This window comes from Brevundimonas sp. FV1ye29L, from assembly GCF_058681095.1.
Window position 1 is genome coordinate 716,191 of record NZ_CM178730.1, and the last position, 26,320, is coordinate 742,510.

The 26,320-nt window shown below is 68.5% G+C and carries 16 protein-coding genes and 1 tRNA gene; 10 read left to right on the forward strand and 7 right to left on the reverse strand.

Annotated features, from left to right (window positions below; translation table 11 throughout):
* Positions 1 to 99 precede the first annotated feature (99 nt).
* Complete coding sequence (locus tag ACW17W_RS03600) at positions 100 to 261, reverse strand: hypothetical protein (RefSeq protein WP_492079382.1); 162 nt, start codon at positions 259 to 261, stop codon at positions 100 to 102.
* A 238-nt stretch (positions 262 to 499) separates the two neighbouring features.
* Complete coding sequence (locus ACW17W_RS03605) at positions 500 to 1,078, reverse strand: TetR/AcrR family transcriptional regulator (protein WP_492079383.1); 579 nt, start codon at positions 1,076 to 1,078, stop codon at positions 500 to 502.
* A 149-nt stretch (positions 1,079 to 1,227) separates the two neighbouring features.
* On the opposite strand from ACW17W_RS03605, the gene ACW17W_RS03610 reads away from it, so the two are divergent.
* From ACW17W_RS03610 to ACW17W_RS03620, 3 genes are read left to right on the forward strand one after another with little or no spacing between them, the layout of a single operon-like run.
* Positions 1,228 to 2,433 (forward strand): efflux RND transporter periplasmic adaptor subunit, encoded by a 1,206-nt coding sequence (locus ACW17W_RS03610; protein WP_492079384.1) that lies wholly within the window; start codon positions 1,228 to 1,230, stop codon positions 2,431 to 2,433.
* Between the two features lie 4 nt (positions 2,434 to 2,437).
* Positions 2,438 to 5,713, forward strand: coding sequence for an efflux RND transporter permease subunit (locus ACW17W_RS03615; RefSeq protein WP_492079385.1), 3,276 nt, complete (start codon positions 2,438 to 2,440; stop codon positions 5,711 to 5,713).
* Positions 5,713 to 7,149: an efflux transporter outer membrane subunit gene (locus ACW17W_RS03620; protein WP_492079386.1), complete on the forward strand. Its 1,437-nt coding sequence runs from the start codon at positions 5,713 to 5,715 to the stop codon at positions 7,147 to 7,149. The genes ACW17W_RS03615 and ACW17W_RS03620 overlap by 1 nt, the downstream gene beginning before the upstream one ends.
* A gap of 102 nt (positions 7,150 to 7,251) precedes the next feature.
* Here the strand turns inward: ACW17W_RS03620 and ACW17W_RS03625 are convergent, their stop codons facing one another.
* Positions 7,252 to 10,092: a M16 family metallopeptidase gene (locus tag ACW17W_RS03625; protein ID WP_492079387.1), complete on the reverse strand. Its 2,841-nt coding sequence runs from the start codon at positions 10,090 to 10,092 to the stop codon at positions 7,252 to 7,254.
* Between the two features lie 264 nt (positions 10,093 to 10,356).
* Between ACW17W_RS03625 and ACW17W_RS03630 the strand changes: the two genes are divergently transcribed.
* The 4 genes from ACW17W_RS03630 (at position 10,357) to ACW17W_RS03645 (ending at position 18,467) form a co-directional block, all read left to right on the forward strand.
* Complete coding sequence (locus ACW17W_RS03630; RefSeq protein WP_492079388.1) at positions 10,357 to 11,799, forward strand: NAD(P)-dependent oxidoreductase; 1,443 nt, start codon at positions 10,357 to 10,359, stop codon at positions 11,797 to 11,799.
* Positions 11,796 to 16,325 carry a glutamate synthase large subunit gene (gene gltB, locus ACW17W_RS03635; RefSeq protein WP_492079389.1) on the forward strand — a complete coding sequence of 1,510 codons (4,530 nt, stop codon included), beginning with the start codon at positions 11,796 to 11,798 and terminating at the stop codon, positions 16,323 to 16,325. The genes ACW17W_RS03630 and gltB overlap by 4 nt, the downstream gene beginning before the upstream one ends.
* Positions 16,326 to 16,567: 242 nt before the next feature.
* On the forward strand, positions 16,568 to 17,839 hold the full coding sequence (locus ACW17W_RS03640; RefSeq protein WP_492080247.1) for an ammonium transporter: 1,272 nt from the start codon (positions 16,568 to 16,570) through the stop codon (positions 17,837 to 17,839).
* 73 nt (positions 17,840 to 17,912) lie between these two features.
* Complete coding sequence (locus tag ACW17W_RS03645; protein WP_492079390.1) at positions 17,913 to 18,467, forward strand: hypothetical protein; 555 nt, start codon at positions 17,913 to 17,915, stop codon at positions 18,465 to 18,467.
* Positions 18,468 to 18,780: 313 nt separating this feature from the next.
* On the opposite strand, the gene ACW17W_RS03650 is transcribed toward ACW17W_RS03645, so the two are convergent.
* Positions 18,781 to 18,857 (reverse strand) — tRNA-Met (locus ACW17W_RS03650).
* A gap of 179 nt (positions 18,858 to 19,036) precedes the next feature.
* On the opposite strand from ACW17W_RS03650, the gene ACW17W_RS03655 reads away from it, so the two are divergent.
* Entirely contained in the window at positions 19,037 to 20,278 is a 1,242-nt protein-coding gene (locus ACW17W_RS03655; protein ID WP_492079391.1) for a PQQ-dependent sugar dehydrogenase, read from the forward strand.
* Between the two features lie 214 nt (positions 20,279 to 20,492).
* Here the strand turns inward: ACW17W_RS03655 and ACW17W_RS03660 are convergent, their stop codons facing one another.
* The 3 genes from ACW17W_RS03660 to ACW17W_RS03670 all read right to left on the reverse strand — a co-directional run bounded on the left by ACW17W_RS03660 (position 20,493) and on the right by ACW17W_RS03670 (position 25,290).
* A complete protein-coding gene (locus ACW17W_RS03660; protein WP_492079392.1) occupies positions 20,493 to 21,308 on the reverse strand; it encodes a TIGR02186 family protein in 816 nt (271 codons plus the stop codon).
* Positions 21,308 to 22,231, reverse strand: coding sequence for a sulfite exporter TauE/SafE family protein (locus tag ACW17W_RS03665; protein WP_492079393.1), 924 nt, complete (start codon positions 22,229 to 22,231; stop codon positions 21,308 to 21,310). Before ACW17W_RS03665 ends, ACW17W_RS03660 begins: the two co-directional genes overlap by 1 nt.
* A gap of 182 nt (positions 22,232 to 22,413) precedes the next feature.
* A complete protein-coding gene (locus ACW17W_RS03670; RefSeq protein ID WP_492079394.1) occupies positions 22,414 to 25,290 on the reverse strand; it encodes an SEL1-like repeat protein in 2,877 nt (958 codons plus the stop codon).
* 187 nt (positions 25,291 to 25,477) lie between these two features.
* Between ACW17W_RS03670 and ACW17W_RS03675 the strand changes: the two genes are divergently transcribed.
* Positions 25,478 to 25,717 carry a hypothetical protein gene (locus tag ACW17W_RS03675; RefSeq protein ID WP_492079395.1) on the forward strand — a complete coding sequence of 80 codons (240 nt, stop codon included), beginning with the start codon at positions 25,478 to 25,480 and terminating at the stop codon, positions 25,715 to 25,717.
* Between the two features lie 83 nt (positions 25,718 to 25,800).
* Complete coding sequence (locus ACW17W_RS03680; RefSeq protein ID WP_492079396.1) at positions 25,801 to 26,304, forward strand: pyridoxamine 5'-phosphate oxidase family protein; 504 nt, start codon at positions 25,801 to 25,803, stop codon at positions 26,302 to 26,304.
* Positions 26,305 to 26,320: the final 16 nt, after the last annotated feature.

A 26,320-nucleotide genomic window follows, 5' to 3' on the forward strand; every position in this document is an offset into this window, starting at 1 on the left:
GCTCTTCTGGCAGGCGGTCTGGAGGGGTGATTTCAGGTGCAAGAAAAAACCCGCTTCCGAAGGGGGAGCGGGTGGGTGCGTTCGAACCTGCGGTGTTTGTCAGGTCAGCGGCATCCATCCCGCCGGGGCGAGGAGGGTGAGAAGTACGCTGAGAATAAGGGTGGTCAGGGCCGCGACGGGGGCCGCCGGGCTTCGCTCGCGGACCGCCGCGACGGCGATGGCCGACGGCTTCCGGGGGTTATGACGATAGGCTTGCGGCACGGCCCGCTCCTGATTGCCCCCGCATATAGCCTTAACCTCGGGAACGGCACAAGCGACCGAAAGGAGAAATATTCCAAGGAATGCCGGATTGCGCCGTCTGTGACGCAAAAACATTCCGCGTTTTGATGTTTTGGAAAAATTCCGTTGGGCAAAATGCTGCGCCGCGAGGGATTCTGTCCGTCCCGGGCGCTGTTTCACGCACCATCGCCGTCTTTTTGGCGCGGGGCGGGCGCCGCGGTCAGTTGTCGATGAGGTCCTGCAGGGTCGAGGCCAGCCGTTTGCACATCTGGTCGCACTGCTCTTCGGTCATGCCAAAGCCGCCGGTGATGTCGCGGCTGATGGCCAGCCCCATCATCATGCCGCCGGCCAGACGGGCCTTGATCTCGGCGTCAGGGCCGCCGACCCAGTCGGTGAAGGGCTGGTAGAAGCGCTCACGGCTGTTGCGCTGGACGATCTCGGCGGCCTTTGGCGAGGCGATGGACCGCAGCATGATCAACAACCACTCCAGCTTCCCCTCCTTCTTGGGGCCATAGACGAGGTCGTGGGCGATCCGTTCGCCGAAGGTCTCGCGCGGACCCTCGGTGATGGAGGAGCCATTGCCGCAGTCCTCAAGCACCGAAACGAACAGATCTTCCTTGGAGCCGAAATAGCGGGAGATCAGGGCCGGATCGACGCCGACGTCGCGCGCCACGTCGCGCATGCCGACCTGGTCGTAGCTCTCGGCCGAAAAGCGTCGGTTCGCCGCCTTGAGAATGGCTTCTCGCGTCGCAGCCGCATTACGCGGTCTTTGGCATGGCGCCAGCATGACCTTCGTCACTCCAATAATTCCCCCACGCCTCTTATGGCTATGTCATCGCCTGTTGACAAGCGTCGCCGGGCGTCTAATGTCATCAGCTGTTGACCTGCGTCAGCCCTCCCCCGGTCTCGCAGGCCGAAATGCAATTCCCCGGACCTGGAGACGCGCGCATGCGCCGGCTGAAAATTCTTGCACTGTCCGTCATGGTGACGGGCGGCCTCTACGGCTGTTCCAGCAAGGGGGAGGCCCAGGGCCCGCCCCCGGCGGCGCCGGTGACGGTGGCCAATCCACTGGCCGAACGGGTCATTGACTGGGACGACTTCACCGGCCGGTTCGAGGCGACCCAGACGGTCGATGTGCGCGCCCGGGTTGGCGGCTATGTCCAGGCGGTGCATTTCCGCGACGGGGACTTCGTTCGCCGCGGCCAGTTGCTGTTCACCCTCGACCCCCGTCCGGCCCAGGCCCAGCTGGCCGCCGCCCGCGCCGCCCTCGCCCAGGCCGAGGCCCAGGTGACCCTGGCCCGCGCCAACCTGACCCGTTCGCAAGGCTTGCTGGCCGCCCAGGCTGTCAGCCAGGCCGAGGTGGACGCCAACACCGGCGCATTGAAGACGGCCGAGGCCAATATCGCCGCCGCCCAGGCGACGATCCGCGCCCGCCAGCTGGACGTTGAGTTCACCCGTGTGACCGCGCCTGTCTCGGGCCGGGTGTCGGATCGTCGCGTCGATCCGGGCAATCTGGTCGGCGGCGGGTCCTCGGCCGGAGACATCCTGACCACCATCGTCTCCTCCGCCCCGATCTATTTCGTCTTCGACGGCTCGGAAGCCACCCTGCTGAAATATCAGCGTCAGGTTCGCGCCGGTTCGGCCGCTCCGGTTCGCATCCGCCTTCAGGACGAGAGCGATTTCAGCCGCACGGCGACGCTGGACTTCACCGACAACGCGATCGACGCCGCATCGGGCACCATTCGCCTGCGCGCCGTGGTGCCGAACGGCGACGGCTTCCTGAAGCCGGGCATGTTCGGCCAGGCTCGCGTCGCCGGCGCCGGCGCCTATGACGCCCTGCTGGTTCCGGATTCGGCCATCGGCACCGACGGCGCCCGCCGAACGGTCTCGGTCGTGGCCGCCGACGGCTCGGTGACGCCGCGCGCGGTGGTTCTGGGTCCGCTGGTCGACGGCCTGCGCGTGATCCGGTCGGGCGTCACCGCCCGCGATCGCATTATCATCAACGGCGCCCAGCGGGTGCAGATGCCCGGCCAGAAGGTGAAGCCCGTCAACGGGACGATCACCCGCACGCCGCAGTCGGCCAATGCGCCCGTCACCTATTCCACGCCTGCGGCGACCGGCACCTCGGCCGCCGCCCTGGTGAGCGGCGACTGATCTCATGAACATCTCACGCTTCTTCATCGACCGGCCGATCTTCGCGGCCGTGCTGGCGGTGTTCATCACCCTGATCGGGGTGTTCGCCTATCCGCTGCTGCCCCTGTCGCAGTATCCGGAGATCGCGCCGCCGACGATCACGATAAATACGGCCTATGCCGGCGCCTCCGCCGAGACCCTGGCCGAGACCGTCGCTGCTCCGATCGAGCAGGAGGTCAACGGCGTCGAGGGGATGCTGTATCTGACCTCGTCCTCCACCTCGGACGGGGTGGTGGCGATCACCGTCACCTTCCAGCCGGGGACGGATCTGGATTCGGCCCAGGTGCTGGTCCAGAACCGGGTGGCGCTCGCCGAGCCCCGGCTGCCCGCCGCCGTGCGTCAGGTCGGGGTGACGGTCAACAAGGCCGAGACCGGCTTCCTGATGATCCTCGGCCTGACCTCGCCGGACGGCTCTCTGGATACGGACTATGTCGGCAACTACGCCAACTCGACCCTGCGCGACCGGTTGCTGCGGATCGACGGCGTCGGCTCCGTCCAGGTGTTCGGCGGCGGCAACTATTCCATGCGGATCTGGATCGACCCTGCCAAGGCCGCCGCGCGGGGCCTGTCAGCCAGCCAGATCGTGGCCGCCCTTCAGGCCCAGAACGTCCAGGCCGCAGCCGGTTCGCTGGGCCAGCCCCCCTTCGCCACCAACGGCGCCGCCTTCGCCCAGCCGGTCCAGGTCCAGGGTCGTCTGACCGATCCGCAGGAGTTCGCCAAGGTCGTCATCAAGACGGACGCCGAGGGACGGGTCACCCGCATCAGCGACATCGCCCGCGTCGAACTTGGCGCCCAGGACTACGGCATCCGCGGCTATTTCGACGGCGAGCGCGGCGTCGGCATCGCCATCGTCCAGCAGCCCGGCGCCAACGCCCTCGGCACGGCTGAACGCGTCCTGGCGGAGATCGAGAAGATCAAGGCCGAGGCGCCCCGGGGCATGGCGGTGTCGGTGCCCTACAATCCGACCGAGTTCGTCGCCTCCTCGGTCGAGTCGGTGCAGCATACCCTGATCGAGGCCGTGATCCTGGTGGTTCTGGTGGTCATGGTCTTTCTGCAGACCTGGCGTGCGGCCCTGATCCCGATCGTGGCCATTCCCATCGCCCTGGTCGGCACCTTCGCCGTGCAGCTGGCGCTCGGCTATTCGATCAACTCCCTGTCGCTGTTCGCCCTGGTTCTGGCGGTCGGCATTGTGGTCGATGACGCCATCGTCGTGGTCGAGAACGTCGAGCGGTACATCCGCGAGGGCCTGTCGCCCCGCGACGCCGCCTATCGGTCCATGCAGGAGGTGTCCGGCGCCCTGATCGCCATCGGTCTGGTGCTGATCGCCGTGTTCGTGCCCACCATGTTCGTACCGGGCATTCCGGGCATCTTCTATCGCCAGTTCGCCGTGACCATTGCGGCGGCCTCGGTGATCTCCCTGTTCGTGTCCCTGACCCTGTCGCCGGCCATGGCCGCCCTGCTGCTGAAGCCGCACAGGCCGCACGACCATCATGCCGTGATCCTCCGCAAGCCCGGCTTGTGGGGCTCCATTGTCTGGTTCATCCGGCGCGCCTTCCACTACGTCGGCTGGGCCGGTCGCAAGTTCAACGAGGGCTTCGACTGGCTGGCGGACCGGTACGGCCGCCTGACCGCGAAACTGGTCCGTCTGGTCGTGCTGATGCTGGTCGTCTATGTCGGGCTTCTGGCCATGACGGCCTGGCGGCTGGTGGAGACGCCCGCCGGCTTTATTCCCGAACAGGATCAGGGCTTCCTGATCGGCGTGGTCCAGTTGCCGGCCGGCGCGTCGCTCGAGCGCACCGAGCAGGTCATGCTGCGGGCGCGCCAGATCATCGAGAGCACCGAGGGGGTGGACGGCACCGTGGCTTTCGCCGGCCTCGACGGCTCCAGCTTCTCGTTCGGCTCCAACGCCGCAACCCTGTTCGTGCGTCTCGACGCCTTTGAGGATCGCACGAAGGAACAGGCGGCGACGGCGCTGGCCGGGGCCATCACCCAGGCCACCGGCGGCATCGAGGAGGCCAGCATCTTCGTCATCGCCCCCCCCGCCGTTCAGGGTCTGGGCAATGGCAATGGCTTCAGCATGATGATCCAGGACCGTTCCGGCGCCGGCTACAAGGCGCTGGAGGGGGCCACATTCGCCATGATGGGCGCGGCCGCACAGGCGCCGACCGAGGTCCAGCAGGTCTTCTCGACCTACAATACGGGGTCGCCGCGCGTGGCCGCCGATGTGGATCGCGACCGGGCCCTGATGATGGGCGTCCAGCCGTCGGAGGTGTTCAACACGCTCGGCATCTATCTGGGCTCGTCCTACATCAATGACTTCAACATGCTGGGCCGCACCTTCCGGGTGACCGCCCAAGCCGAGCCCGCCTATCGCGACGACATGGCCGACATCGCCAATCTGAAGGTGCCGTCAAACACCGGCGCCATGGTGCCGATCGGCTCCGTCGCCAATCTGCGTCAGGATTCCGGTCCGGCGCGGGTGGTGCGCTACAACCTGTTCCCGGCGGCCGAGCTTCAGGGCCAGGCGGCGCCGGGCGTGTCGTCCGGTCAGGCGCTCGCGACCATGGAGGGCATGGCCGGGGCGACCCTGCCGCAGGGCTTCTCCTATGAATGGACCGGCCTGGCGCTGCAGGAGAAATCCGCATCAGGCGGGGCCACGCTCATCTTCGCGATGTCGGTGCTGCTGGTCTTCCTGGTGCTGGCGGCCCAGTACGAGGCCTTCACCCTGCCGCTGGCGGTTATCCTGATCGTGCCGATGTGCGTGCTGGCGGCCATGCTGGGGGTCAACGCCCTGGGTCTGGACAACAACATCCTGGTCCAGGTCGGGCTGGTGGTGCTGGTGGCGCTTGCGGCCAAGAACGCCATCCTGATCGTCGAGTTCGCCAAACAGGGCGAGGACGAGCACGGGCTCAACCGCTGGGACGCCGCCGTCCAGGCTGCGCGGACCCGTCTGCGGCCGATCCTGATGACGTCTTTCGCCTTCATTCTGGGTGTGCTGCCTCTGGTCCTGGCCGAGGGACCGGGCGCCGAGATGCGGCGTTCGCTGGGGGCCGCCGTCTTCTTCGGCATGATCGGCGTGACCGTCTTCGGCCTGCTGTTCACCCCGGTCTTTTATGTGATCTGCCGGGGCCTGGCCGCGCGCATCCCGCATGAACCCGAGAAGTCGCCGCCCACGCCCACCACCTATTCGCCGACCGAAGATGACGGGCTCGCCCCGGCGGTCCGTGCCGGAGACGCCTGATGTCCGTTCGAGCCTTTTCCCTGATGACAGTGGTCTCGGCCGCCGCCCTGCTTTCGGCCTGCGCCGTTGGTCCCCGGGCGCCTGACGCGGCCCTGCCGTCGACGGCGACGGGCGCGCTGGTCGGGGCCGTCCCGGCGGCCGCCAGCGGGGCGGTCTCGACCGCCGAGGCGCGGAACGACTGGTGGCGGCTGTACAACGACCCGGTCCTCGACCAGCTGATCGCCCAGGCCTTCGCCGAGAACAACCAGCTGGAGGCGGCCGAGGCCAATCTGCGGGCGGTGCGGGCCTCGCTGTCCGAAAGCCGTGCCGGGCGTCTGCCCACTACCGCCCTGTCTGCTTCGGGCCAGCGCAGCCGGGCTTCGGCCGCAACCGTGCCGGGTTCCGACGGCGTGACCCAGGATGAGGTCGACAGCTATTCCGCCGGGCTGGATGTCGCCTACGAGATTGACCTGTTCGGCCGGGTCGGATCCTCGATCCGCGCCGCCCGCGCCGATGCGGACGCCGCTGCGGCGGCGCTGGACATTGTCAGGGTCACCGTCGCGGCCGAAACGACGCGGGCCTATGCCGACGCCTGTTCGGCGAAAGCCCAGATCACGGTCGCCGAACGAACCATCGAACTGCAGCAGGATACCGCGCGTCTGACCCGGACCCTGCTCGACGGCGGGGCCGGCACCGGGCTGGACGTGGCGCGGGCCCGCTCGGCCCTCGCCTCGACCCGCGCCGGCCTGCCGTCGCTGACGGCGCTGCGGGATGCGGCGCTTTTCCGGCTCTCGACCCTGACCGGTCGCACGCCGGCGGAAGCCTCGGAGGCGGCGCGTCAGTGCGCCCGTCCGCCCCAGCTGAGCCAGCCGATCCCGGTCGGCGACGGCGCCGCCCTTCTGGCCCGACGTCCCGATGTCCGTCAGGCCGAGCGCAACCTCGCGGCCGCCGCCGCGCGGGTGAATGTGGCGACCGCTTCGCTGTTCCCCACCGTCAGCCTGGGCGGATCTATCGGGTCGACGGCGCTGGACGCGGATGGTCTGGGCGATGAGGGCAATCTGCGGTTCAGCGTCGGGCCGCTGATCAGCTGGTCCTTCCCCAATATCGCCGTCGCCCGCGCCCGGATCGCCCGGACCGGCGCCCTGTCGGAGGCGGTCCTGGCCGACTTCGACCAGACGGTGCTGACGGCCTTGCAGGAGACGGAGACGGCCCTGTCGGCCTATGCCAACGAGCTGGACCGCCGTGCGGCCCTGACCGAGGCGCGGGACCAGGCGGCGACAGCGACCCGGCTGTCCCGGCTGAGGTTCAACGCCGGCGCCGACAGCTTCCTGGCCGTGCTGGACGCCGAGCGAACCCTGGCGGCGGCGGATGCGACGCTGGCGGCCTCGGACGCCCTCGTCACCACCTACCAGATCGCCCTGTTCAAGGCGCTGGCGGGAGGTTGGGCGGCAGGATAGGCCGCGTCGGGTCGGGAGGTCCCGCAGGGCCGACGACCGCGGCCCAAAAAGAAAGGCCCGGGATCGCTCCCGGGCCTTTGTCGTTCTGGGCGATGCCCGGTCCTACTGGACCGGGTTGCCGTAGTTGTCGACGACCACGACCTCGCCGAGGTTCAGGGCCTTCAGCTTGTCGGTGATCGCGGCCGCGTCCCCGACCACGACCCAGCTGGTCGGACCCGTGCCGACCACGGTGCGGGCGGCCTCGGCGGCGTCTGCCGTCGTGGTGGCGCGCACATTGGCGGCGTAGGTTTCATAGTAGTTCTCCGGCAGGCCGTAGACGACCATCTGGGTCAGTTCTCCCATGACTGCGCCATTGGTCTCCCAGCCGCCGGCCATGCCCTGGACGATGTTGGCCTTGACCGCATTCAGCTCGGTCTCGGTCAGCGGGCGACGGGCGGTGACCTCGTCGAGTTCCTTGCGGATCTCGGCCAGGCTCTCGACGGTCTTGTCGGATTGAACCCCGGCCGAGGCCGAGAACATGCGCGGGCCGAGGCCGGTGCGCACGCCCGAGCCGGCGCCGTAGGACCAATGCTTGTCCTCGCGCAGGTTCATGTTGATGCGGCTGGTGAAGGCGCCGCCCAGGGCCGTGTTGAAGACGTCCTGCTCGGCCTCGACGGCCGCGTCGAACGGAGCCGTCAGGCGACCGGCGACGATGGTCGCCTGCGGGCCGGGACGGTTGACCACCAGGATGCGCGGCGTTGCGGACGCGGTCGGCAGCGGGCGTTCGGCGCGGGCGGGCAGGGGACTGGCGGGCGCCTTCCAGCCGGCCAGGGCGCGTTCCAGCTGGGCGGTCAGGTCGGCCATGGACACGTCGCCGACAACCACCAGGGTGGCGTTGTCAGGGCGGAACCAGGCGGCGTGGAACGCTTCGGCGTCAGCGGGGGTCAGTGTGGCGACGGTCGCCTCGGTGCCCTGGGTCGGACGACCGTAGGGGTTCTCCGGTCCGAAGACGCTGGCCGACAGGACGCGGCTGGCGATGGCCCCTGGCGTGCGGTTCGACTGCTGGATGCCGGCGATTTGCAGGGCCCGGGCGCGGTTGAAGTCCTCGGGCCGGAAGGCGGGGTTCTGGATCACGTCGGCATAGAGGTCCAGCGACGGGGCCAGACGCGACGACAGGGCCGACATCGACACCGAGGTGTAGTCGGCCGCCGAACCAGCGCCCAGGGTCGCGCCGAGCAGCTGCAGCCGGTCGCTGATTTCCAGGGCGTCGAGTTCGTCCGTGCCGTTGGTCATGACCGATGGAGCCAGCGAGGCGAGGCCCAGCTTGCCCGTCGCGTCCGCCGCAGAGCCGGCGCCGACAATCAGGTTCATATTGACGGTCGGCACGCCGGAGCGCGAGGCCAGAACCACCTTCAGCCCGTTTGACAGGGTGGCGTGTTGCACGCCGGGGAAGACGGCGGCGGGCACTTCACCCGGCGCCGGTACGCCGGCGGACCGGTCCACGCCCGCAGTGGCGGCGGCATAGTCGGGGAAGGGCAGGACGTTCAGACGGTAGCTGCCGTCCGTCAGCCAGGCCCGGCCGGCAGCCGTCACATTGGCGGGAGTGGCGGCCAGCAGCCGTTCATAGCTGACCTTCCAGGCGCCCGGGTCGCCGTGGAAGACCTGGCTCTCGGCCAGAAGGTCGGACTTGCCGCCGAAGCCGCCGATCCGCTCCAGCCCGCGCACCAGACCGGCGCCGACATTGGTGCGGGCCCGTTCCAGCTCCTCGGCCGTGGGACCGTCACGCAGCAATTTGGCCATTTCCTCGTCGACGATGGCCTCGATGCGAGCCATGTCCTGACCGGGCTTGGCGGTGACCATGACGAGGAACTGGCTGCCGATCTCGCCCTCGGACTGGAAGGCGGCGACCTGGGTGGCGATCTGGTCGTCGAACACCAGTCGTTTGTAGAGGCGCGAGTTACGGCCGGAGGTCAGGGCCTGGGCCAAAAGACCGAGGTAGTCGCTGTCGGCGGCGCCGGCCTCGGGCGTGTTCCAGACCTTGTACATGCGGGGCTGGCCCACACGGTCGTACATGGTTTCGGTCTGGGCGCCGGTCATCTTCGCGATCATCGATTCCGCGTGGGTCACCGGAGGTCCGGGCGGGATGTCGCCGAAATACTGCTCGACCTTGGCGCGGGCTTCCTCAGGGGTGATGTCGCCGGCCAGGACGATGGTGGCGTTGGCGGCCCCGTAGTAGTCGCGGAAGAAATTCTTGACGGTGTCGAGATCCGCCGCGTTCAGATCGTCCATCGAGCCGATGACCGTGTGGCCATACGGGTGGTCGGCGGGATAGGTGGCTTCGGTGATCGCGTCCCAGACGCGCCCGTAGGGCTGGTTCTCGCCCTGGCGCTTCTCGTTCTGGACGACGCCGCGCTGCTCATCCAGCCGGGCCTGGTCGATGGCGCCGACGAGGTGACCCATCCGGTCGCTCTCAAGCCACAGCATGGAGTCGAGCGCCGAGGTCGGGACGTTCTGGAAATAGTTGGTGCGGTCGTTGTTGGTGGTGCCGTTCTGATCCGTGGCGCCGAGCAGTTCGGTGCCCTTGAAGAAGTCGTTGTTATAGTTCTCCGACCCGTTGAACATCAGATGTTCGAACAGGTGGGCGAAGCCGGACCGGGCAGTCGGCTCGTTCTTGGACCCCACATGATACCAGATGTTGACCGCCACGACGGGGGTCTTGTGGTCCTCATGCACGATCAGGGTCAGGCCGTTGGGCAGGACGAAGCGGGTGAACGGGATGTCCACGGCCGGCAGGGGGGCGAGGCGTTCGCCCCGGGCCTGGACCGGCATGGCGGCGACAGCTGCAGGAGCGGCGGCCGAGGTTGTGACGGCCGGGGCGAAATCCCCGGCAAGGGCGGACGAGGCGATCAGGACGGAGGCGGCGGCGCCTCCCAGAAGGGCAAGGCGACGGGCGGTCGAACGCATGGAATACCTCGGTCTGAGTGTGGCGATCCTGTGACCGCATCTCTTGCGTAGCGACTGGGGGCCATTCGGCAAAGGCGCTTCGTCTTAACTTTTGGTCATGTTTGCGTTGCAGTCGCGAACGACTCGCAGGTCAGGCCTTGCTGCCGAAGAACAAAATGATCCCGTTGGCGCGTGTTGGTAGTTAAAATCTGCGCAAAACCCGCTGAAACGCGGCTTTACCGGAAACCATTTGCTGAAAAGCGCCGATTAGGCTTTATGCCGCGCATGCAAAAGACCGGATCCATGCCCGCCAAGGGCTTTGTCGTGCAACCTCGCCGCCTGCCCAAGGCGGAGGCGGAGAAACGCGTGCAGGACTTCGGCGAGATCATCGTCAAGCCGACGGCGGCCAATGTCGAGACCCAGGCCGGTCGTTGCACCTCGTGTGGCGTGCCCTTCTGCCAGGACGCCTGCCCTTTGCAGAACAACATCCCGGACTGGCTGAACCTGGCCGCCGAGGACGCGCTGCGCGACGCCTGGCGGGTATCGTCCGAGACCTCGACCATGCCCGAGATCTGCGGCCGCATCTGTCCTCAGGACCGGCTGTGCGAGGGCGCCTGCACCCTGAATGTGTCCGGCTGGGAGGCGGTGACCATCGGCTCGGTCGAGGCCTTCATCGCCGACACCGCCTTCGACAACGGCTGGGTCGAGCCGATCCGGCCCCTGCATGAACGCGGCCAGTCGGTCGGGATCGTCGGCGCCGGTCCGGCCGGGATGGCCGCCGCCGACCGGCTGCGCTCGGCCGGCTATCAGGTTACCGTCTATGACCGGCACGACCGGGCCGGCGGGCTGCTGATGTACGGCATCCCCGGCTTCAAGCTGGAGAAGCGGATCGTCCAGCGCCGGCTCGACCGTCTGGCCGAGGGCGGGGTCCAGTTCGTCACGGGCTGCGATGTGGGCAGGGACGTGACGCTGGATCAGCTGCGCGAACGCCATGACGCGGTCCTGCTGGCCATGGGCGTGTACAATGCCCGGGCCCTGTCGGTTCCCGGCGGCGGACCCGCCGACACGATCGCGGCGCTGGACTATCTGATCCACCAGAACCGCCGCGACCTTGGCGATGCCGAGGGCGAAGGCTGGCACAATGCGAAGGGCCGTCGCGTCGTCGTCGTGGGGGGCGGGGACACCGCCATGGACTGCGTCCGCACCGCCATCCGCCAGGGCGCGGACTCTGTCGTCTGCCTCTACCGCCGCGACAAGGCCAATATGCCCGGCTCGGCCCGCGAGGTGCAGAACGCCGAGGAAGAGGGCGTGGTCTTCGAATGGCTGGGCGCGCCCAAGGCCCTGATGTCGCGCGATGGATCGGTCACCTCGGTCCGCGCCGCCCGCATGGCCCTGAGCGAGCCCGAGTTCGGCAAGCGGCGCGAGATCATCCCCGTGCCCGGGGGCGACTTCGACCTCCAGGCCGATATGGTGATCGAGGCCCTGGGCTTCGAACCCGAGGCCTTTGCCGACCACCATCCCGAACTGGCCCTGACCGAATGGGGCACAGTGGTCACCCGCCAGCAGGTCAATACGACCGGTTTCGCCACCAGTCTGGACGGGGTGTTCGCCGCGGGGGACGCCGTGCGCGGCGCCTCGCTCGTCGTCTGGGCGGTTCGCGACGGCCAGGACGCCGCCGCTGAAATCGACCGCTATCTGCGTACGCGTACCGAGGAACAGGCCGCATGACCTGGCTGAACCAGTATCAATCCGACCGCGCCCGTCTGATCGCGGGCCACGCCTATGATCCGGCTTCCGAAAAGGACGCCTGCGGCGTCGGCATGGTCTGCGCCGTGGATGGCAAGCCGCGCCGCGAGGTCGTCGAGCTGGCGGTGAGGTCTCTGAAGAACGTCGCCCACCGCGGTGCGGTGGATCCCGACGGCCTGTCGGGCGACGGCGCCGGACTGATGGTCGAGGCGCCCCAGGGCTTCTTCGCCGAACAGGTCCGCGTCATCGGCCAGACCCTGCGCGCCGGGCCCATCGCCATCGGCCAGATCTTCCTGCCCCGCACCGACCTGGGCGCCCAGGACCGGGCCCGGGCCATCGTCGAGACCGAGGTCCTGCGCGCCGGCTTCTATATCTATGGCTGGCGCCAGACGCCGATCGACCTGTCGGTGGTTGGATCCAAGGCGGGCGCGACCCGGCCCGAGATCGAGCAGATCATGCTGGCCGCCCCCGCCCATCTGGCGGGCGAGGAGGACGGCGAGGCGCTGGAGCGTGAACTGTATCTGTGCCGCCGCCGCATCGAGAAGGCGGTCCAGGCCGAGGCCATCCCGGGCTTCTACATCTGTTCGCTGTCGTCGCGGTCGCTGATCTACAAGGGAATGGTGCGGGCCGAGCTGCTGGACCAGCTCTATCCCGACCTGCTGGATCCGACCTTCGAGGCGGCCTACGCCATCTTCCACCAGCGCTATTCGACCAACACCTTCCCGGAATGGCGGCTGGCCCAGCCGTTCCGGATGCTGGCCCACAACGGCGAGATCAACACGCTGAAGGGCAATCTGAACTGGATGCGGAGCCATGAGATCCGCATGGCGGCGCAGGCGTTCGGCGATCGCGACGGCGAGGTCAAGCCGGTGGTCCAGGCGGGCGGATCGGACTCTGCGGCGCTGGACAATGTGTTCGAGGTCCTGGTCCGGGCCGGGCGTCCCGCGCCGATGGCCAAGGCGCTGCTGATCCCCGAGGCCTGGTCCCGGGACGCCGGGCTGATGAAGCGCGAGCACCAGGCCCTGTACGCCTATTGCAATGCGGTGATGGAGCCGTGGGACGGACCGGCCGCCATCTGCGCCACCGACGGTCGCTATATCGTCTGCGGCAAGGACCGGAACGGCCTGCGCCCCCTGCGCGCCATGGTCACCCACGACGGCCTCCTGCTGGCGGGGTCCGAAGCCGGACTGGCGGGGGTGCCGGAGGCGCGGATCGCGCGGCGGCTGCCCATCGGTCCGGGCCGGATGATCGTCGCCGACCTGAAGACCGGGATCCTGCTGGACGAGGGCGAGGCCATCGACGCCCTCGCCGCCGCCCACCCCTATGCCGACTGGCTGGACAATATGGTCGATCTGGAGCCGGTCATCGGCCCCGGACCCGAGCCGCGCGCGGCGACGGGCGAGGCCCTGACCCGCCGCCAGATCGCCGCCGGCTACAGCCGCGAAGACCTCGAGATGCTGCTCGATCCCCTGATCACCGACGGCAAGGAGGCGGTCGGGTCGATGGGCGACGACAGCCCTCCGGCCGTCCTGTCCGTCCTGCCGCGCCCCCTGGCCCACTATTTCCGCCAGAACTTCTCCCAGGTCACCAACCCGCCGATCGATCCGCTGCGTGAAGCCGGGGCCATGAGCCTGAAGACCCGGTTCAAGAACCTGGGCAATATCCTCGCCGAGGAAGAGGCCCAGACGAACGTCTTCGTTCTCGACAGCCCGGTCCTGACCACCGGCATGTACGAGCGGATGCTGGACGTCGTCGGCGCGGGGTCGACGGTGACGCTGGACTGTTCCTATCCGCTGCCGGAGGAGGGCGCCCTGTCGGGGGTCTCGCTGCGGGCGGCGATCGACCGTATCCGCGACGAAGCCGAGGCGGCCGTGCGCGGCGGCGCCGGCCTGATCGTCCTGACCGACGAGCGTGCGTCTGAAACGCGGCTGTCGACGCCGATGATTCTGGCGACGGCGGCGGTGCACGGACGGCTGACGGACACGGGCCTGAGGTCCTTCGTGTCGATCGTGGTGCGGTCGGCCGAGGTGCTGGACCCCCACGGCTTCGCGGTCCTGGTCGGGGTCGGGGCCACGGCGGTGAACCCGTGGCTGGCGCAGGAGATGTTCCAGGAGCGTCTGGACCGGGGCGCCTATCCGGGCCTGTCGCTGCGCGACGCCTGTCTGAACTACAAGGCCGGGATCGAGGCCGGCCTGATGAAGACCCTGGCGCGAAAGGGCATCAGCGTCATCTCCGCCTATCGCGGCGGCTGCGAGTTCGAGGTCCTGGGCCTGTCCCGGGCCCTGACGGCCGAGTTCTTCCCCGGCGCCCCGTCGCGCATCTCCGGCATCGGCATGGCCGGGCTGGAGCAGGCGTCATTGCGGCGGCACCAGGCGGCCTGGACCGAGGCGACGCCCGTGCCCTCGATCGGCGGCTTCTTCCGCATCCGGACGGGCGGCGAGGCCCATGCCCACGACGCCCGCACCATCCACCTGCTGCAGGACGCCTGCAACCGCGGCGACTACAAGCGCTTCAAACAGTACTCCGAAGCCGTCCGGAACCAGGCCGACCTTGCCCCGCGCGACCTGCTGGACTGGCGCGAGGGCCTGACCCCGGTGCCCGTCTATGAGGTCGAGAGCGTCTCGGATATCCGGAAGCGTTTCCTGACGCCCGGCATGTCGCTGGGCGCCCTGTCGCCCGAGGCCCACGGCGTCCTGAACGTGGCGATGAATCGCATCGGGGCCCGCTCGGTTTCGGGCGAGGGGGGCGAGGATCCGGAGCGTTATGCGACGCGTCCGGACGGCGACAATATGAACTCGGCGGTCAAGCAGATCGCGTCCGGCCGGTTCGGCGTCACCGCCGAATATCTGAACCAGTGCCGCGAGATCGAGATCAAGGTGGCCCAGGGCGCCAAGCCCGGCGAGGGCGGCCAGCTGCCCGGCTTCAAGGTCACCGAATTCATCGCCCGGATGCGCCACGCCGTGCCGGGGACGACCCTGATCAGCCCGCCGCCGCACCACGACATCTATTCGATCGAGGACCTGGCCCAGCTGATCTATGACCTGAAATCGATCAATCCGGACGCCCGGGTGACGGTGAAACTGGTCAGCGCCTCGGGCATCGGGGCCATCGCCTCGGGCGTGGCCAAGGCCAAGGCCGACTGCATCCTGATCGCCGGCCATAACGGCGGCACGGGCGCCTCGCCCCAGTCGTCGATCAAACACGCCGGCCTGCCGTGGGAGATCGGCCTGGCCGAAACCCATCAGGTCCTCAGCCTGAACAACCTGCGCAGCCATGTCGTGGTCCGCGCCGACGGCGGGATGCGCACCGGCCGCGACATCGTCATCGCCGCCATCCTGGGCGCCGAGGAATTCAACATCGGCACCGCCAGCCTGATCGCCATGGGCTGTCTGATGGTGCGCCAGTGCCATTCCAACACCTGTCCGGTCGGGGTCTGCTCCCAGGATCCGCGCCTGCGCGAGAAGTTCACGGGCACGGCCGACAAGGTCGTCAACCTGTTCAGCTTCATCGCCGAGGAGGTGCGCGAGTATCTGGCCGTGCTGGGTGCGCGGACCCTGGACGAGATCGTCGGCCGGACGGACCTGTTGCGTCAGGTGCGGCGCGGCGGGGCGCATCTGGATGATCTGGACCTCAACCCCCTGCTGGTGCGGGTCGAGGCGCCCGGGAAGAAGCTGTGGGCCGAAAAGGGCCGCGCCGAGGTTCCGGAAACCCTGGACGCCCGCGTCCTGAACGACGCCTGGGCCTTCCTCGACCGGGGCCAGACCTCGGAGCTCAGCTATCCGATCTCCAACGTCATGCGGACCATCGGGGCGGGCCTGTCCTCGGCCATCGTGCGCCGCTGGGGCCCGACGGGCCCGGCGGGCGTGCTGACCCTGAAGCTGACCGGCTCAGCCGGCCAATCCTTCGGCGCCTTCGGCGCGAAGGGGCTGAAGCTGGAGCTGACCGGCGAGGCCAATGACTATGTCGGCAAGGGGCTGTCCGGGGCCGAGATCGTGGTCAAGCCGATCGAATGGCGCGAGCACCAGCCGGCGGTGGGCAACACCACCCTGTACGGCGCGACCTCGGGCCGGCTGTTTGTGGCCGGGTCGGCGGGCGAGCGGTTTGCGGTGCGCAACTCGGGCGCCGAGGCCGTGGTTGAGGGACTGGGCGCCCACGGCTGCGAATATATGACCGGCGGCCGGGTCGTGGTGCTGGGGCCGGTCGGCTGGAACCTCGCGGCCGGCATGTCGGGCGGCGAACTGTTCGTCCTGTCCGATGAAGCGCGGGTGAAGCTCGCGTTGAACGGCGACATGGCCGGGATCGTCCCCTTGACCGAGGCGGCGGGCGAACGGCTGCTGGCCCTCGTCCAGGCTCATGCCGCGGCGACCGGATCGCCGCTGGCGCGGAAGCTGGTGTCGAACTGGGCAGACAGTCTGGGCCGGTTTGTGCGGATCGTGCCGTCCACCGTGGCGAAGGTCGAAGCCGCTGAACGCGAACCCCTTGCCCAATCCCTCGCGGAGCCTGCATGATCCGGGTTCGGTCAAATAACCCCTGTCGATAGGCCTCCCCGCCGATGACCCAGCCGCTTGCTCAAGCCCCTTGTCCCTCGTCATCCTCGAGCTTGACCCGAAGATCGCGTGTGCAGCGAGATGGGAGGCCGGAAGCGGGTAAGGAAAGGGGGACTGCGGACAGGCACGGCCCTTCTCGAGGTCCGGCCCCCGGGGCAAGCCCCAGGGTGACGGCGGGGGTACTGAGCCTGCTGTTGTTCGCCATGATGGCCGGCCCGGCCCTTGCGCAGGAGGCGCCCGCCCTGCTGGATCATCAGGCGGCGCTGGACCTGAACACGGGGGCCACGGCCTGGATCCTGACGTCCACGGCCCTGGTGCTGATGATGACCCTGCCCGGGCTGGCGCTGTTCTATGGCGGCATGGTCCGGAAGAAGAACATCATCTCGGTCATCGCCCAGTCGACGGCGGCCTTCGCCCTCGTGACCGTGCTGTGGTTCATCGCCGGATACAGTCTGTCGTTCGGCAAGGGGCCGGAGGCGATCGACGGTTTCGTCGGGGGGGTGCAGGCCGCCTTCTTCACCGGGGTCACGCCGCAGACGGCGCACAGCCTGTTGCCCGGACTTCCGGAACTGTTGTTCGCCGCCTTCCAGATGACCTTCGCCATCATCACCCCGGCCCTGATCGCCGGGGCCTTCGCCGAACGGATGAAGTTCTCGGCCTCGATGCTCTTCTTCGGCCTGTGGCATCTGATCGTCTATGCGCCGATCTGCCATCAGGTCTGGGGCGGCGGCTATCTGGGCGGGCTCGGCGTCCTGGACTTCGCCGGCGGGGCGGTGGTGCACGTCAATGCCGGGATCGCGGGGCTGGTCTGCTGTCTGGTGCTGAAGCCGCGTCACGGCTTCGGGCGGGACAATATGGCGCCGTCCAACCTCGCCTATACGGCCATCGGCACGGGCCTGCTGCTGGTCGGCTGGCTGGGCTTCAACGCAGGCTCGGCGGGGGCGGCGGATGGCCTGGCGGCGACGGCGGCGTTCAACACCATCCTGGCGGCGGCGACGGCGGCTCTGGGCTGGCTGACCATAGAGTGGATCGACAACAGGCGGGCGACCCTGCTGGGCCTGCTGTCGGGCATTGTGGCGGGTCTGGTGGCCATCACCCCGGCGGCGGGTTTCGTCGATCCCAAGGGCGCCTTCTTCATCGGCCTGATCGGCGGTCCGGCCTGCTATGCCGGGGCGGTCTGGCTGAAGCGGGCGCTGAAATATGACGACAGCCTCGACGCCTGGGGCATTCACGGCATCGGCGGCATCGTCGGCGCCCTGTTGACCGGCCTGTTCGCCTCGGCGGCGGTCAACCCGCTGGCCGAAGGGGCGTCGGTCTGGAAACAGGCCATCGGACTGGCCGGTGTCATCGCCTGGAGCGCGGCGGGCACCTTCATCGTCCTGATGATCTGTCGCTTCACCACCGGTCTGAGGGTCAGCAAGGAGCAGGAGGTCGAGGGCCTCGACTACAGTCTGCACGGCGAAACCCTGCACTGAACCCTGCCGGACGGAACCCATGGGGTCGCCCGCGCGCTTGAGTGACCTACAGTCACGCTTGCCGGGCGCCGCCATGATCATTTCGACCCGTTCGCTTTTCCTCCTGATCGGGGCGCCCCTGGTCGTGTCGTCGCTGGCGGCGTGCGGCACGATGATGCCGACCGGCCTGGAACTGAACCGGAACCAGGCGGCCCAGGGTGCGGCGACCTTCCAGAGCGGCGTGGGACAGGCGGCGACGGCGCCGCTGGACGACCTGAACCTGCGCCGGCAGGAGGTGCCCGAGGTTCTGATTGCGGCCCGTGGCGCACCCTATGCCACCGCCGGACTGCGCCCGTGCTCAGCAGTCATTGCCGGCATCGACGCCCTGGACGAGGCGCTGGGGCCGGACGTGGATCAACCCGAACAGGCCGCCGGGACCGGCGATCAGGCCGCCGGCGTGGCGCTGGACATGGTCCGGGATACGGCGACGGATTTCATTCCGCTCAGGTCCTGGGTCCGGCGGCTGTCTGGCGCCGCGGCGCATGATCGCGAGGTTCAGGCCGCGATCCGGGCCGGACTGGTGCGCCGCGGCTTCCTGAAGGGCATCGCCCATCAAAGGCGCTGTGCGCGGGCGCAAACGGCGAACTGACTCTGTCCCGGGACGCGCCCGACGAGGCGGGCCATAAGGGTACAGGCGTCCGAGCGCCTGTTTATTAAGGACGTTTTCGTTTCTCGACCGATTCAACCCACGCGGCCGCCAGTTCGGCTATCCTGATGTCCGGTCTTTGACATCAGCCCCGCGATCCCGACTCTCCCGACTCTCCCGACTCTTTTTCCGAGCGGCGCCGTCAGCCAGGCATCCGGATTTGACCCCGGAATGCGTCCTTGCCCCGTCTGTTCTGATCGCCGGTAAACCAGGCGCGGCCCGCAGGCCAATAACTCTTTGCAATTCTAACAGAAAGTGGTGGTTGGAGGCGGGATCGAACCGCCGACCTGTGGGTTATGAATCCACCGCTCTAACCATCTGAGCTACCCAACCCCGAGGGAGCGTCAAAGAGCCGCCCTACGCGCGAGAGGGGTCGCTATATAGTGGTCGAACGGCGGGTTCAAGGCCGCCGTTCAATCCGTCGCGAGACAACCTAGCCCCGAAGCGGAACAGCCCTGACCGGCGGCCGTTCGTCACCCGAGATAACGCCCATTTCTGACTGGAGCCTGTCGATGTCCCTCACCAAGCGAACCGGCCTGATCGCCGTATCCTCCGCCGCCCTCGTCCTGGCCGCCGCCTGCGGCGCCAATGGCCAGAGCGAAGGCGGCGCGCCGGGACAACCCGCGGCCCCGCTCGAGACCCGTCCCGCCCAGGGCGTGGGCCAGACCCCCGCGTTCGAAGGGCAGACCCGGGCGCCGGGCGTGCGGACGGAGGCGACCTTGACCCATACGGTGATCGCCTCGGGTCTGGACCATCCCTGGGGTCTGGCGCTCCTGCCGGACGGACGCTGGCTGGTGACCGAGAGGCCGGGCCGGATGCGGATTATCGGGGCCGATGGCGCCAGGGGCGAGCCCGTCTCGGGACTGCCCGCCGTATCGGCGCGCGGACAGGGCGGTTTGCTGGACGTGGCGGTCAGCCCCGCTTTCGCGACCGACCGGAGGGTGTTCTGGACCTATGCCGAACCGCGTGAGGGCGGCAACGCCACCTCGATCGCCAGCGGCCGTCTGTCGGAGGACGGGCAGAGACTGGACGATGTCCAGGTCATTTTCCGGGCCCTGCCGGCCTATGACGGCGACAAGCATTTCGGCGGCGCCCTGGCCTTCGCGCCCGACGGCAAGCTGTTCCTGACCCTCGGCGAGCGGTCGGACCGGCCGATGCGTCCCCAGGCCCAGGACCTGGGCTCGCACATGGGCAAGGTGATCCGCATCAATGCGGACGGCTCGGTCCCGCAGGACAATCCCTTTGTGGGCCGCCAGGGCGCCCTGCCCGAGATCTGGAGCCTGGGTCATCGCAATGTCCAGGGGGTGACGGTCGCGGCCGATGGCAAGGTCTGGACCGTCGAGCACGGCGCCAGGGGCGGGGACGAGGTGAACCTGACCCGGCCGGGCGCCAACCATGGCTGGCCTGACGTCGCCTATGGGGTCGAATATTCGGGCGCCACCATCAGTGCGGGGACGACCGCGCGCGAAGGGATCGAGCAGCCGGTCTACTACTGGGATCCGGTGATCGCCCCGGGCGGCACGACCCTGTATTCGGGGGCGATGTTCCCGGGCTGGAACGGCGACCTGCTGGTCGCCGCCCTGAAGGAAAAGCACATTGCCCGGCTGGTGATCCGCAATGATCGGGTTATCGGCGAGGAGCGGGTGCTGACCGATCTGGGCGAACGGGTGCGCGATGTCGCTGTGGGGCCGGACGGTGCGGTCTGGGCCATCACGGACGAGTCTGACGGCAAGCTGGTTCGTCTGGCGCGCTGAGGCGCCGCAGATCCTGGAGGCCTGGCCTCCGAGTCGAACGGAGGGTTTGCGGGCTTTCGGGCCCACCGCGTATCCACTCCGCCACCAGGCCCTGTCGCGAGACGACGGGGCCGGCGGGGAGACGCTCCGGCCCTGTGACAGGATGTCGCAGAACTAGGGCCAAAGTCTGAACGATCGGTTTCAACGCGGAAACCCTTGTCCTCAAACGCCAAATTTATCTGCGCCGGAACACCCGGGAGGCCGCATAGCCTGTGGCCGCAGCCAGAACCACGCACAGCAGGCCATAGAGCCAGGGCCGACGGTGGGCGAACTCATAGATGTCGCGCTCCAGACCGACCTTGTCGACGGTGAGGGTCAGGTTGGAAACCGAACGCGGCTCCCCGTTCTGGAACAGCCAGACCTCGGCATAGTATCGACCGGTCGGCGCGACGGCCGGCAGGGTCAGCTGGGCGCGGAACAGGCCCTGATCGACGAACTTCACACCGGCTGCGTCGGTGTCGTAGAGGGCGACCGCCTCCTTCAACCGGATCACGGCGCGCCGCCAGTCCAGATAGTCATCGCCCAGCTGGCTGATGACCACGTCCCGCACGCCGTAACGGGTCACCGTGCGCGCCTCTTCCGGGGCCGCGATCCGCAGGTGGTCGACCCCCAGGCCGAGGCGCCGCAGCTGGCCGAAATCGGCGATCTGGTTCAACGGGCGCGTCGAGGCGGTCATGTAGAAGCCCGGCGCGCCCTCGAACAGCACTGGCCGGCTGTTCAGCCAGACACCCATATGCCGCGTACGTTTGACCAGACGGACCGGGGCGTCGGGGCCGCGCACGACGATGACGACGTCAGCCGGATCATCAGTCGGATTGAACACCGCCCCGTACAGGACGATCGACGCGCCGGTGAAGCCGGAATCGACCCGGACCTGGGCGTCAGTCAGGGCGGCGGCGACGCGAAGATCGCGTACCGTGGCCTGTGAGAGGTCGGGGGCCGGCGTCTCGACCACAGGCGGCGGCGGGGGGGGCGGGGCGATCTGGACCATCAGTCCGACACTCCCGGCGCGAGGAGGAAGATCTCCGAGGGGCGGACGAACAGTTCCAGCCCCATATGGATGCCGACCAGCAGCACGATCAGGCCGAGCAGGGCGCGCAACTCCTCCGCGCGGAACCGGCCGGCGAAACGCGCCCCGACCTGGGCCCCGACCACCCCGCCGAACAGCAGCAGGGACGACAGCACGATGTCGACCGTCTGGTTTCGGCCGGCCTGAAGCACGGTGGTGATGCCGGTCGTGATGATGATCTGGAACAGGCTGGTTCCGACCACGACCCCGGCGCGCATCTTGAGCACATAGAGCATGGCCGGCACCAGGATGAAGCCGCCGCCGACCCCCATGATGGCCGAAAGCACGCCGGCGAAGATGCCGAGGACAAGCGGCGGGATGATGCTGATGTAGAGGCCGGATTTCGGAAAACGCATCCGGAACGGCAGGCCGTAGAGGAACAGGGGCCGACGCCGGTCCTTGTGCGGGGCCGGCTCATTGCGATGGCGGCGCAGGATTTCGGTCAGGCTCTCGTTCAGCATAAGGACGCCGATGGAGCCGAGGAAGACGAGGTAGGAGACCGAGACCACCAGGTCGGCCTGACCCAACAGTCGCAAATAGCGGAAGGCCTCGACGCCGCCATAGGCGCCGAGTGCGCCGCCCAGGGCCATGATCGCGCCCATGCGGAAGTCGACCGCGCCCTGTCCGGAATAGCGAATGACGCCCGAGGTCGATGACGCCACCACGTGGCTGGCCTGGCTGGCCACCGCCACCGTCGGGGGAATGCCGAGGAACACCAGGATCGGCGCCATCAGGAAGCCGCCGCCGATGCCGAACAGTCCGGACACGAAGCCGACCAGCGCGCCCAGCAGCACCAGGAGCGGCCAGTTCACCGAAACCTCGGCGATCGGCAGATAGATATCCAAAGGACGCGCCTTCGGTTGGAGGCGAAAGACAGGAGGCGAAAGACCGGGACGGCAGACCCGGGGGTGACGTCCGGTCGCCCGCAGGCGAAGGCCGCTCATATCCAAACGGGGTCGCCCCGGCCACCCCCTTCACCCCGTGCGCGCATCGCGCGGGGTGAAGGGGGTGGCGGGCGTGGGCCCGATCAGGCGCCGGCCGCCGAGTCCACGACGAAGGCGTTGGCGGCGTCCCGGGCGGCCTGCCGGCCGGCGGACGGCACCCTGGCGGCCAGACGATCCGCCGCAGCCCGCGCCTGCTGGTCACCGGCCTTGGCCGCGATGAGATACCATTTCAGGGCGTCAGCCGGATTGGCGGCTATGCCCTCGTCGCCCGTCTCATAGATTTTGGCCACATTGAACTGGCTGTCGACGAGCCCGCGATCCGCCGCCTTCAGCAGCCAGTTCAGGGCCTCGGGCCGGTTGCGGGCGCCGCCGACCGCATCGAACAGATACATGCCGAAGGCGTGCATCCCGCGCGGATCCCCGGCTTCGGCCGCACGACGGGCCCATGCGCGGGCCTCGGTCAGGTTGCGTGTCGCGCCCCCCGTACCGGCCTGGTAGAGGTCGGCCAGTTTGAGCTGGGCCAGGGGCAGACCGAGGTTGGCGGCCTGGGTCAGGGTCTCGAGGCCGGCCTTGTCGCCCGCATCGATCTGGGCGAGCGCCTTGTCGAACAGGACCTGGGCTTCGGGCGACGGCCCGGCGCTGCCCGTCAGGGCGACAGCCGCCAGCGGCTCGTTCACCGCCCGGGCGTCGACCGGCGTGGCCGGGGCCTCGGCCGCGCCGAGGCCGAGGGCGCGGTCCAGGGCGGGAACGGAGAAGGCATCCACGCCGGTCAGGCGGCCAGTGACGAAAAACGCGCCCACAAGAGCCGTGGCCGTGACCGAGGCGAGCAGCGCCTTCTTCACCACCGACGTCTCGCGACGGGCCTGTTTGTCCAGCCGTTCCTGAAGCTTGGACTTGCCGCCCCGTTTCAGGCCGAAGGCGCCACGCGCCGGCGCCTCCTCCTCGGCGGGGCTCGCCATGGCGGCGCGGGCGGCGTCGATGGCGCTGCGGGTCGACTCGGCCCGGGCCGTGGCGACGCCGGCGGTGAGCCCCGCACGCAGGGCATGGGCGTCAACGAATTCGGTATCGTCAGCGAAGGTGTCGGACGCGGCGTCAATATAGTCAGGGCCGAGCGGATCGTGACCGGTTCCGGCGGGCCCCGGCGTCGCAAAGGCCTGGGCCGCGAAGGGGGCGTTGGCCGAGGTGGCGGCCAGGGCGTCCGCGACATCGGCTCCGCCAAAGGCCGGGTGCGTCACCGGAGGTGTCTGGGCGTCGGCGACGGGCGTTTCCCATGCGGCCGCCACATCGTCGGTCAGCCGATCGACCGGCGCAGTGGCGGCGACGGCGCGGGGCGCTGCATCAGGCCGGGGCGTCTCAAAGGCGGGGAAGGGGGCCGGGCCGGCGCCGTCGGCCGTCGCCCACAGGTCGTCCCCGTCGAAATTCTCATCGGGGAAGGCGGCCGAGCGCCAGTCGGGCTGACGGAGGTCGGAGTTCGGGGCCGCCACCTCGGCGACAGCGGCCGGCTGGCGGCCCTCCGCCGCGCGTTCGGCGCGTCGCTCCATGGCCTCGCGCGCCTGATCAATAAGGGCGGCGGTGCGTTCCTCGCTGAGTCGCAGGCGTTCGGCCATCTCGCCGGACACCCGGCCATAGGCCTGTTCCATACGATCCGAACTGTCGCCGAGGCGACGGGCGACGTCGTCCAGCGCCTGGGCCGACTTGCGCTCGGACTGGACGATCCGGTCCGACAGGCGGTCGGATATGCGGGTGATCTCGTCGCCAAGCTTCTCCAGCGCCAGGGCGTGCTGATCCTCCGAGCGCGTCAGGCGATGGTCTATGGCCTGGGTGTGGCGCGCCATGTCGCGGTCGAGCTTCTCGCCCAGGGACCGGCCAAGGTCCGAGGCAATGGCCTGACCCACGGCTGAAATCTTGTCGACCGCCCCGGCCTCGACCTGATTGATGCGTCCGTCCAGGGTTTCGACGCGGCCGTTCAGGTTCTGGGCGATCCGCAGAACCTCGCGTCCCATCGTCTCGATGCCGCGGGCCGAGCGCTGTTCGGCGGCCTTGATGTGTTCGCCGGCCGCCGCGACTGCGGCTTCAATCCGGGCCAGCCGGTTCTCCTGTTCGGCGGTGTCAAGCCGCCGCATCATGTCGGTTCGATTGGCCTCAACCTGACGGGTCAGGGTCTCTGCCAGTTTCTCGAACCGCGCCGCCTCGCGGACGCCCTGGGGTTCGACCCGGCCCTCAGCGGCGCGCAGCCGTTGATCCAGGCCAGCGAACGAGCGTTCAAGTCCGCGCAGGGCGGCCGTGGTCTGGGCCTGGGCCTGGTCGAGCCGGGCCGAGGCCTGGGCCATCAGATCGGCGCCATGTCCGGGCCCGGCCCCCTTCTCGGCGGCCTCCATACGCTGGCGCAGCTCGTTGAAGCTGGTGCGTTGGCGCTCCTCGATATCATAGAGGCGCGAGGCGAGCGCGCCGAGGCCGGCCTCGACCTTGCCGAAGGTCTCGGCCGTCTTTGGTCCGGTGTCCTGTTCGAACTGGCGCAGACGGCGGTGGCCCTCGCGCAGTTCCTCGGACAGGTCGTCAATGCGTCGACCGTAGGTGCGGCCGATATGCTCCTGACCGTCGAGCCGCCGGACCAGACCATTGACGGCCTGGTCGACGCCCTGGATCGCGATGGTGGAGCGACGCTCCGCAGCTTCCAGCCGGGCGGCGATGGCGTCAACCGAGGCGGCGACGCGTTGAAGGGTGTCGTCCGGTCCGCTGTAGACGTCATCAAGGCGTCTCGACCGGCCCCGGCGCTCGAACGCATCAGAGGCGTGGCTGCGTCGACTCAGGGGAACGACGGATTCCTCGTCATCGACATCGTCCATGATCATGGTGTTCAGCCACTCGCCGAGCGTCATCCCCGAACGGCGAGCCAGGTCCTTGGCGACTTCGCGAGCCTTGGGGTCGATCCCCTTCACGCTCCACGGCGCTGCGCTCACTGATTCGCTCCTCGACCCATACTGCATCACGCTAACTGGCCATATCCGGGGTGTAAATCTGTCGTTAACCCCAAGATATGGGGGCCGGACAACTTCCTGTGGAAATGAGCCGTCCCCCTTCGAGGTTCTTCGCTTCGTCATGGTTAATGCCGTGTGAAGATTAACGAAACGGCAAGGGTTTCAGGCCTTGCGCGACAGGCCTCCTGTCGACATCTGGGCGGTCATGACGATGACCCTGACCCTGTCGCTGCTGGCGGCCAGCCTGACGACAGCGGCGTTCGCCGGATGGCGCGGCGCCCGGCCCGTAGACCTGGTGGCGGGACCCCGAATGATGCCCTGGCGGTTCATCATGCTGCTCGCTGCGGCGTTCGCGGTGCTGCTGATCATCCATGTGGGGACGCTGCTGGGGTTCCGGCGCCCGGGTTGAAGAGCTCGCGCTTCAGCCTTGGCCATATGGAACGTCCCCCCGCGTCGCCCGCTTGAAGAGCGCCCCCTCAACAGGAGACGCCCGTGAGCGACAAGACCCTGACCCCCGCCGAGGCCGAAGACGCCTTCTGGAAAAGCCTCAAGGATTCCAACACCGGCATGCTGGGCCTCGACCAGCCCGGCTATCATAACCAGCCAATGACCGGCTTCGGCGAACCCGAGACCGGGACCATCTGGTTCTTCACCCGGGATGACACCGACTTCGCCCGCGATGTGGCGACCGGCGGTCAAAGCGGCATGTTCACCTATCAGGCCAGGGACCAGAAGGTGCATGCCTGCATCCACGGCGATCTGTCGATCGACAACGACCGCGAACGGATCGACCGCTACTGGAACCCCGTGGTCGCCGCCTGGTATCCGGACGGCAAGGATGACGCCCACCTGACCCTGATCCGCTTCGACGGTCAGGACGGCCGCGTCTGGGTGTCCGACAAGGGCGCGATCGGCTTTGGCTATCAGGTGCTGAAGGCCAACCTGACGAAGACCGTCCCTGACGCGGGCGGCGTATCGGACGTCAATCTGAACTGATTGGCGAGTGGCGCCG

Excerpts from the sequence above, each read along its gene's own strand:
- ACW17W_RS03610 (WP_492079384.1), top strand. The coding sequence starts at position 1,228 with ATGCGCCGGCTGAAAATTCTTGCACTGTCCGTCATGGTGACGGGCGGC.
- ACW17W_RS03615 (WP_492079385.1), top strand. The coding sequence starts at position 2,438 with ATGAACATCTCACGCTTCTTCATCGACCGGCCGATCTTCGCGGCCGTG.
- ACW17W_RS03620 (WP_492079386.1), top strand. The coding sequence starts at position 5,713 with ATGTCCGTTCGAGCCTTTTCCCTGATGACAGTGGTCTCGGCCGCCGCC.
- ACW17W_RS03625 (WP_492079387.1), bottom strand. The coding sequence starts at position 10,092 with ATGCGTTCGACCGCCCGTCGCCTTGCCCTTCTGGGAGGCGCCGCCGCC.
- ACW17W_RS03630 (WP_492079388.1), top strand. The coding sequence starts at position 10,357 with ATGCAAAAGACCGGATCCATGCCCGCCAAGGGCTTTGTCGTGCAACCT.
- gltB (WP_492079389.1), top strand. The coding sequence starts at position 11,796 with ATGACCTGGCTGAACCAGTATCAATCCGACCGCGCCCGTCTGATCGCG.
- ACW17W_RS03640 (WP_492080247.1), top strand. The coding sequence starts at position 16,568 with ATGATGGCCGGCCCGGCCCTTGCGCAGGAGGCGCCCGCCCTGCTGGAT.
- ACW17W_RS03645 (WP_492079390.1), top strand. The coding sequence starts at position 17,913 with ATGATCATTTCGACCCGTTCGCTTTTCCTCCTGATCGGGGCGCCCCTG.
- ACW17W_RS03655 (WP_492079391.1), top strand. The coding sequence starts at position 19,037 with ATGTCCCTCACCAAGCGAACCGGCCTGATCGCCGTATCCTCCGCCGCC.
- ACW17W_RS03660 (WP_492079392.1), bottom strand. The coding sequence starts at position 21,308 with ATGGTCCAGATCGCCCCGCCCCCCCCGCCGCCGCCTGTGGTCGAGACG.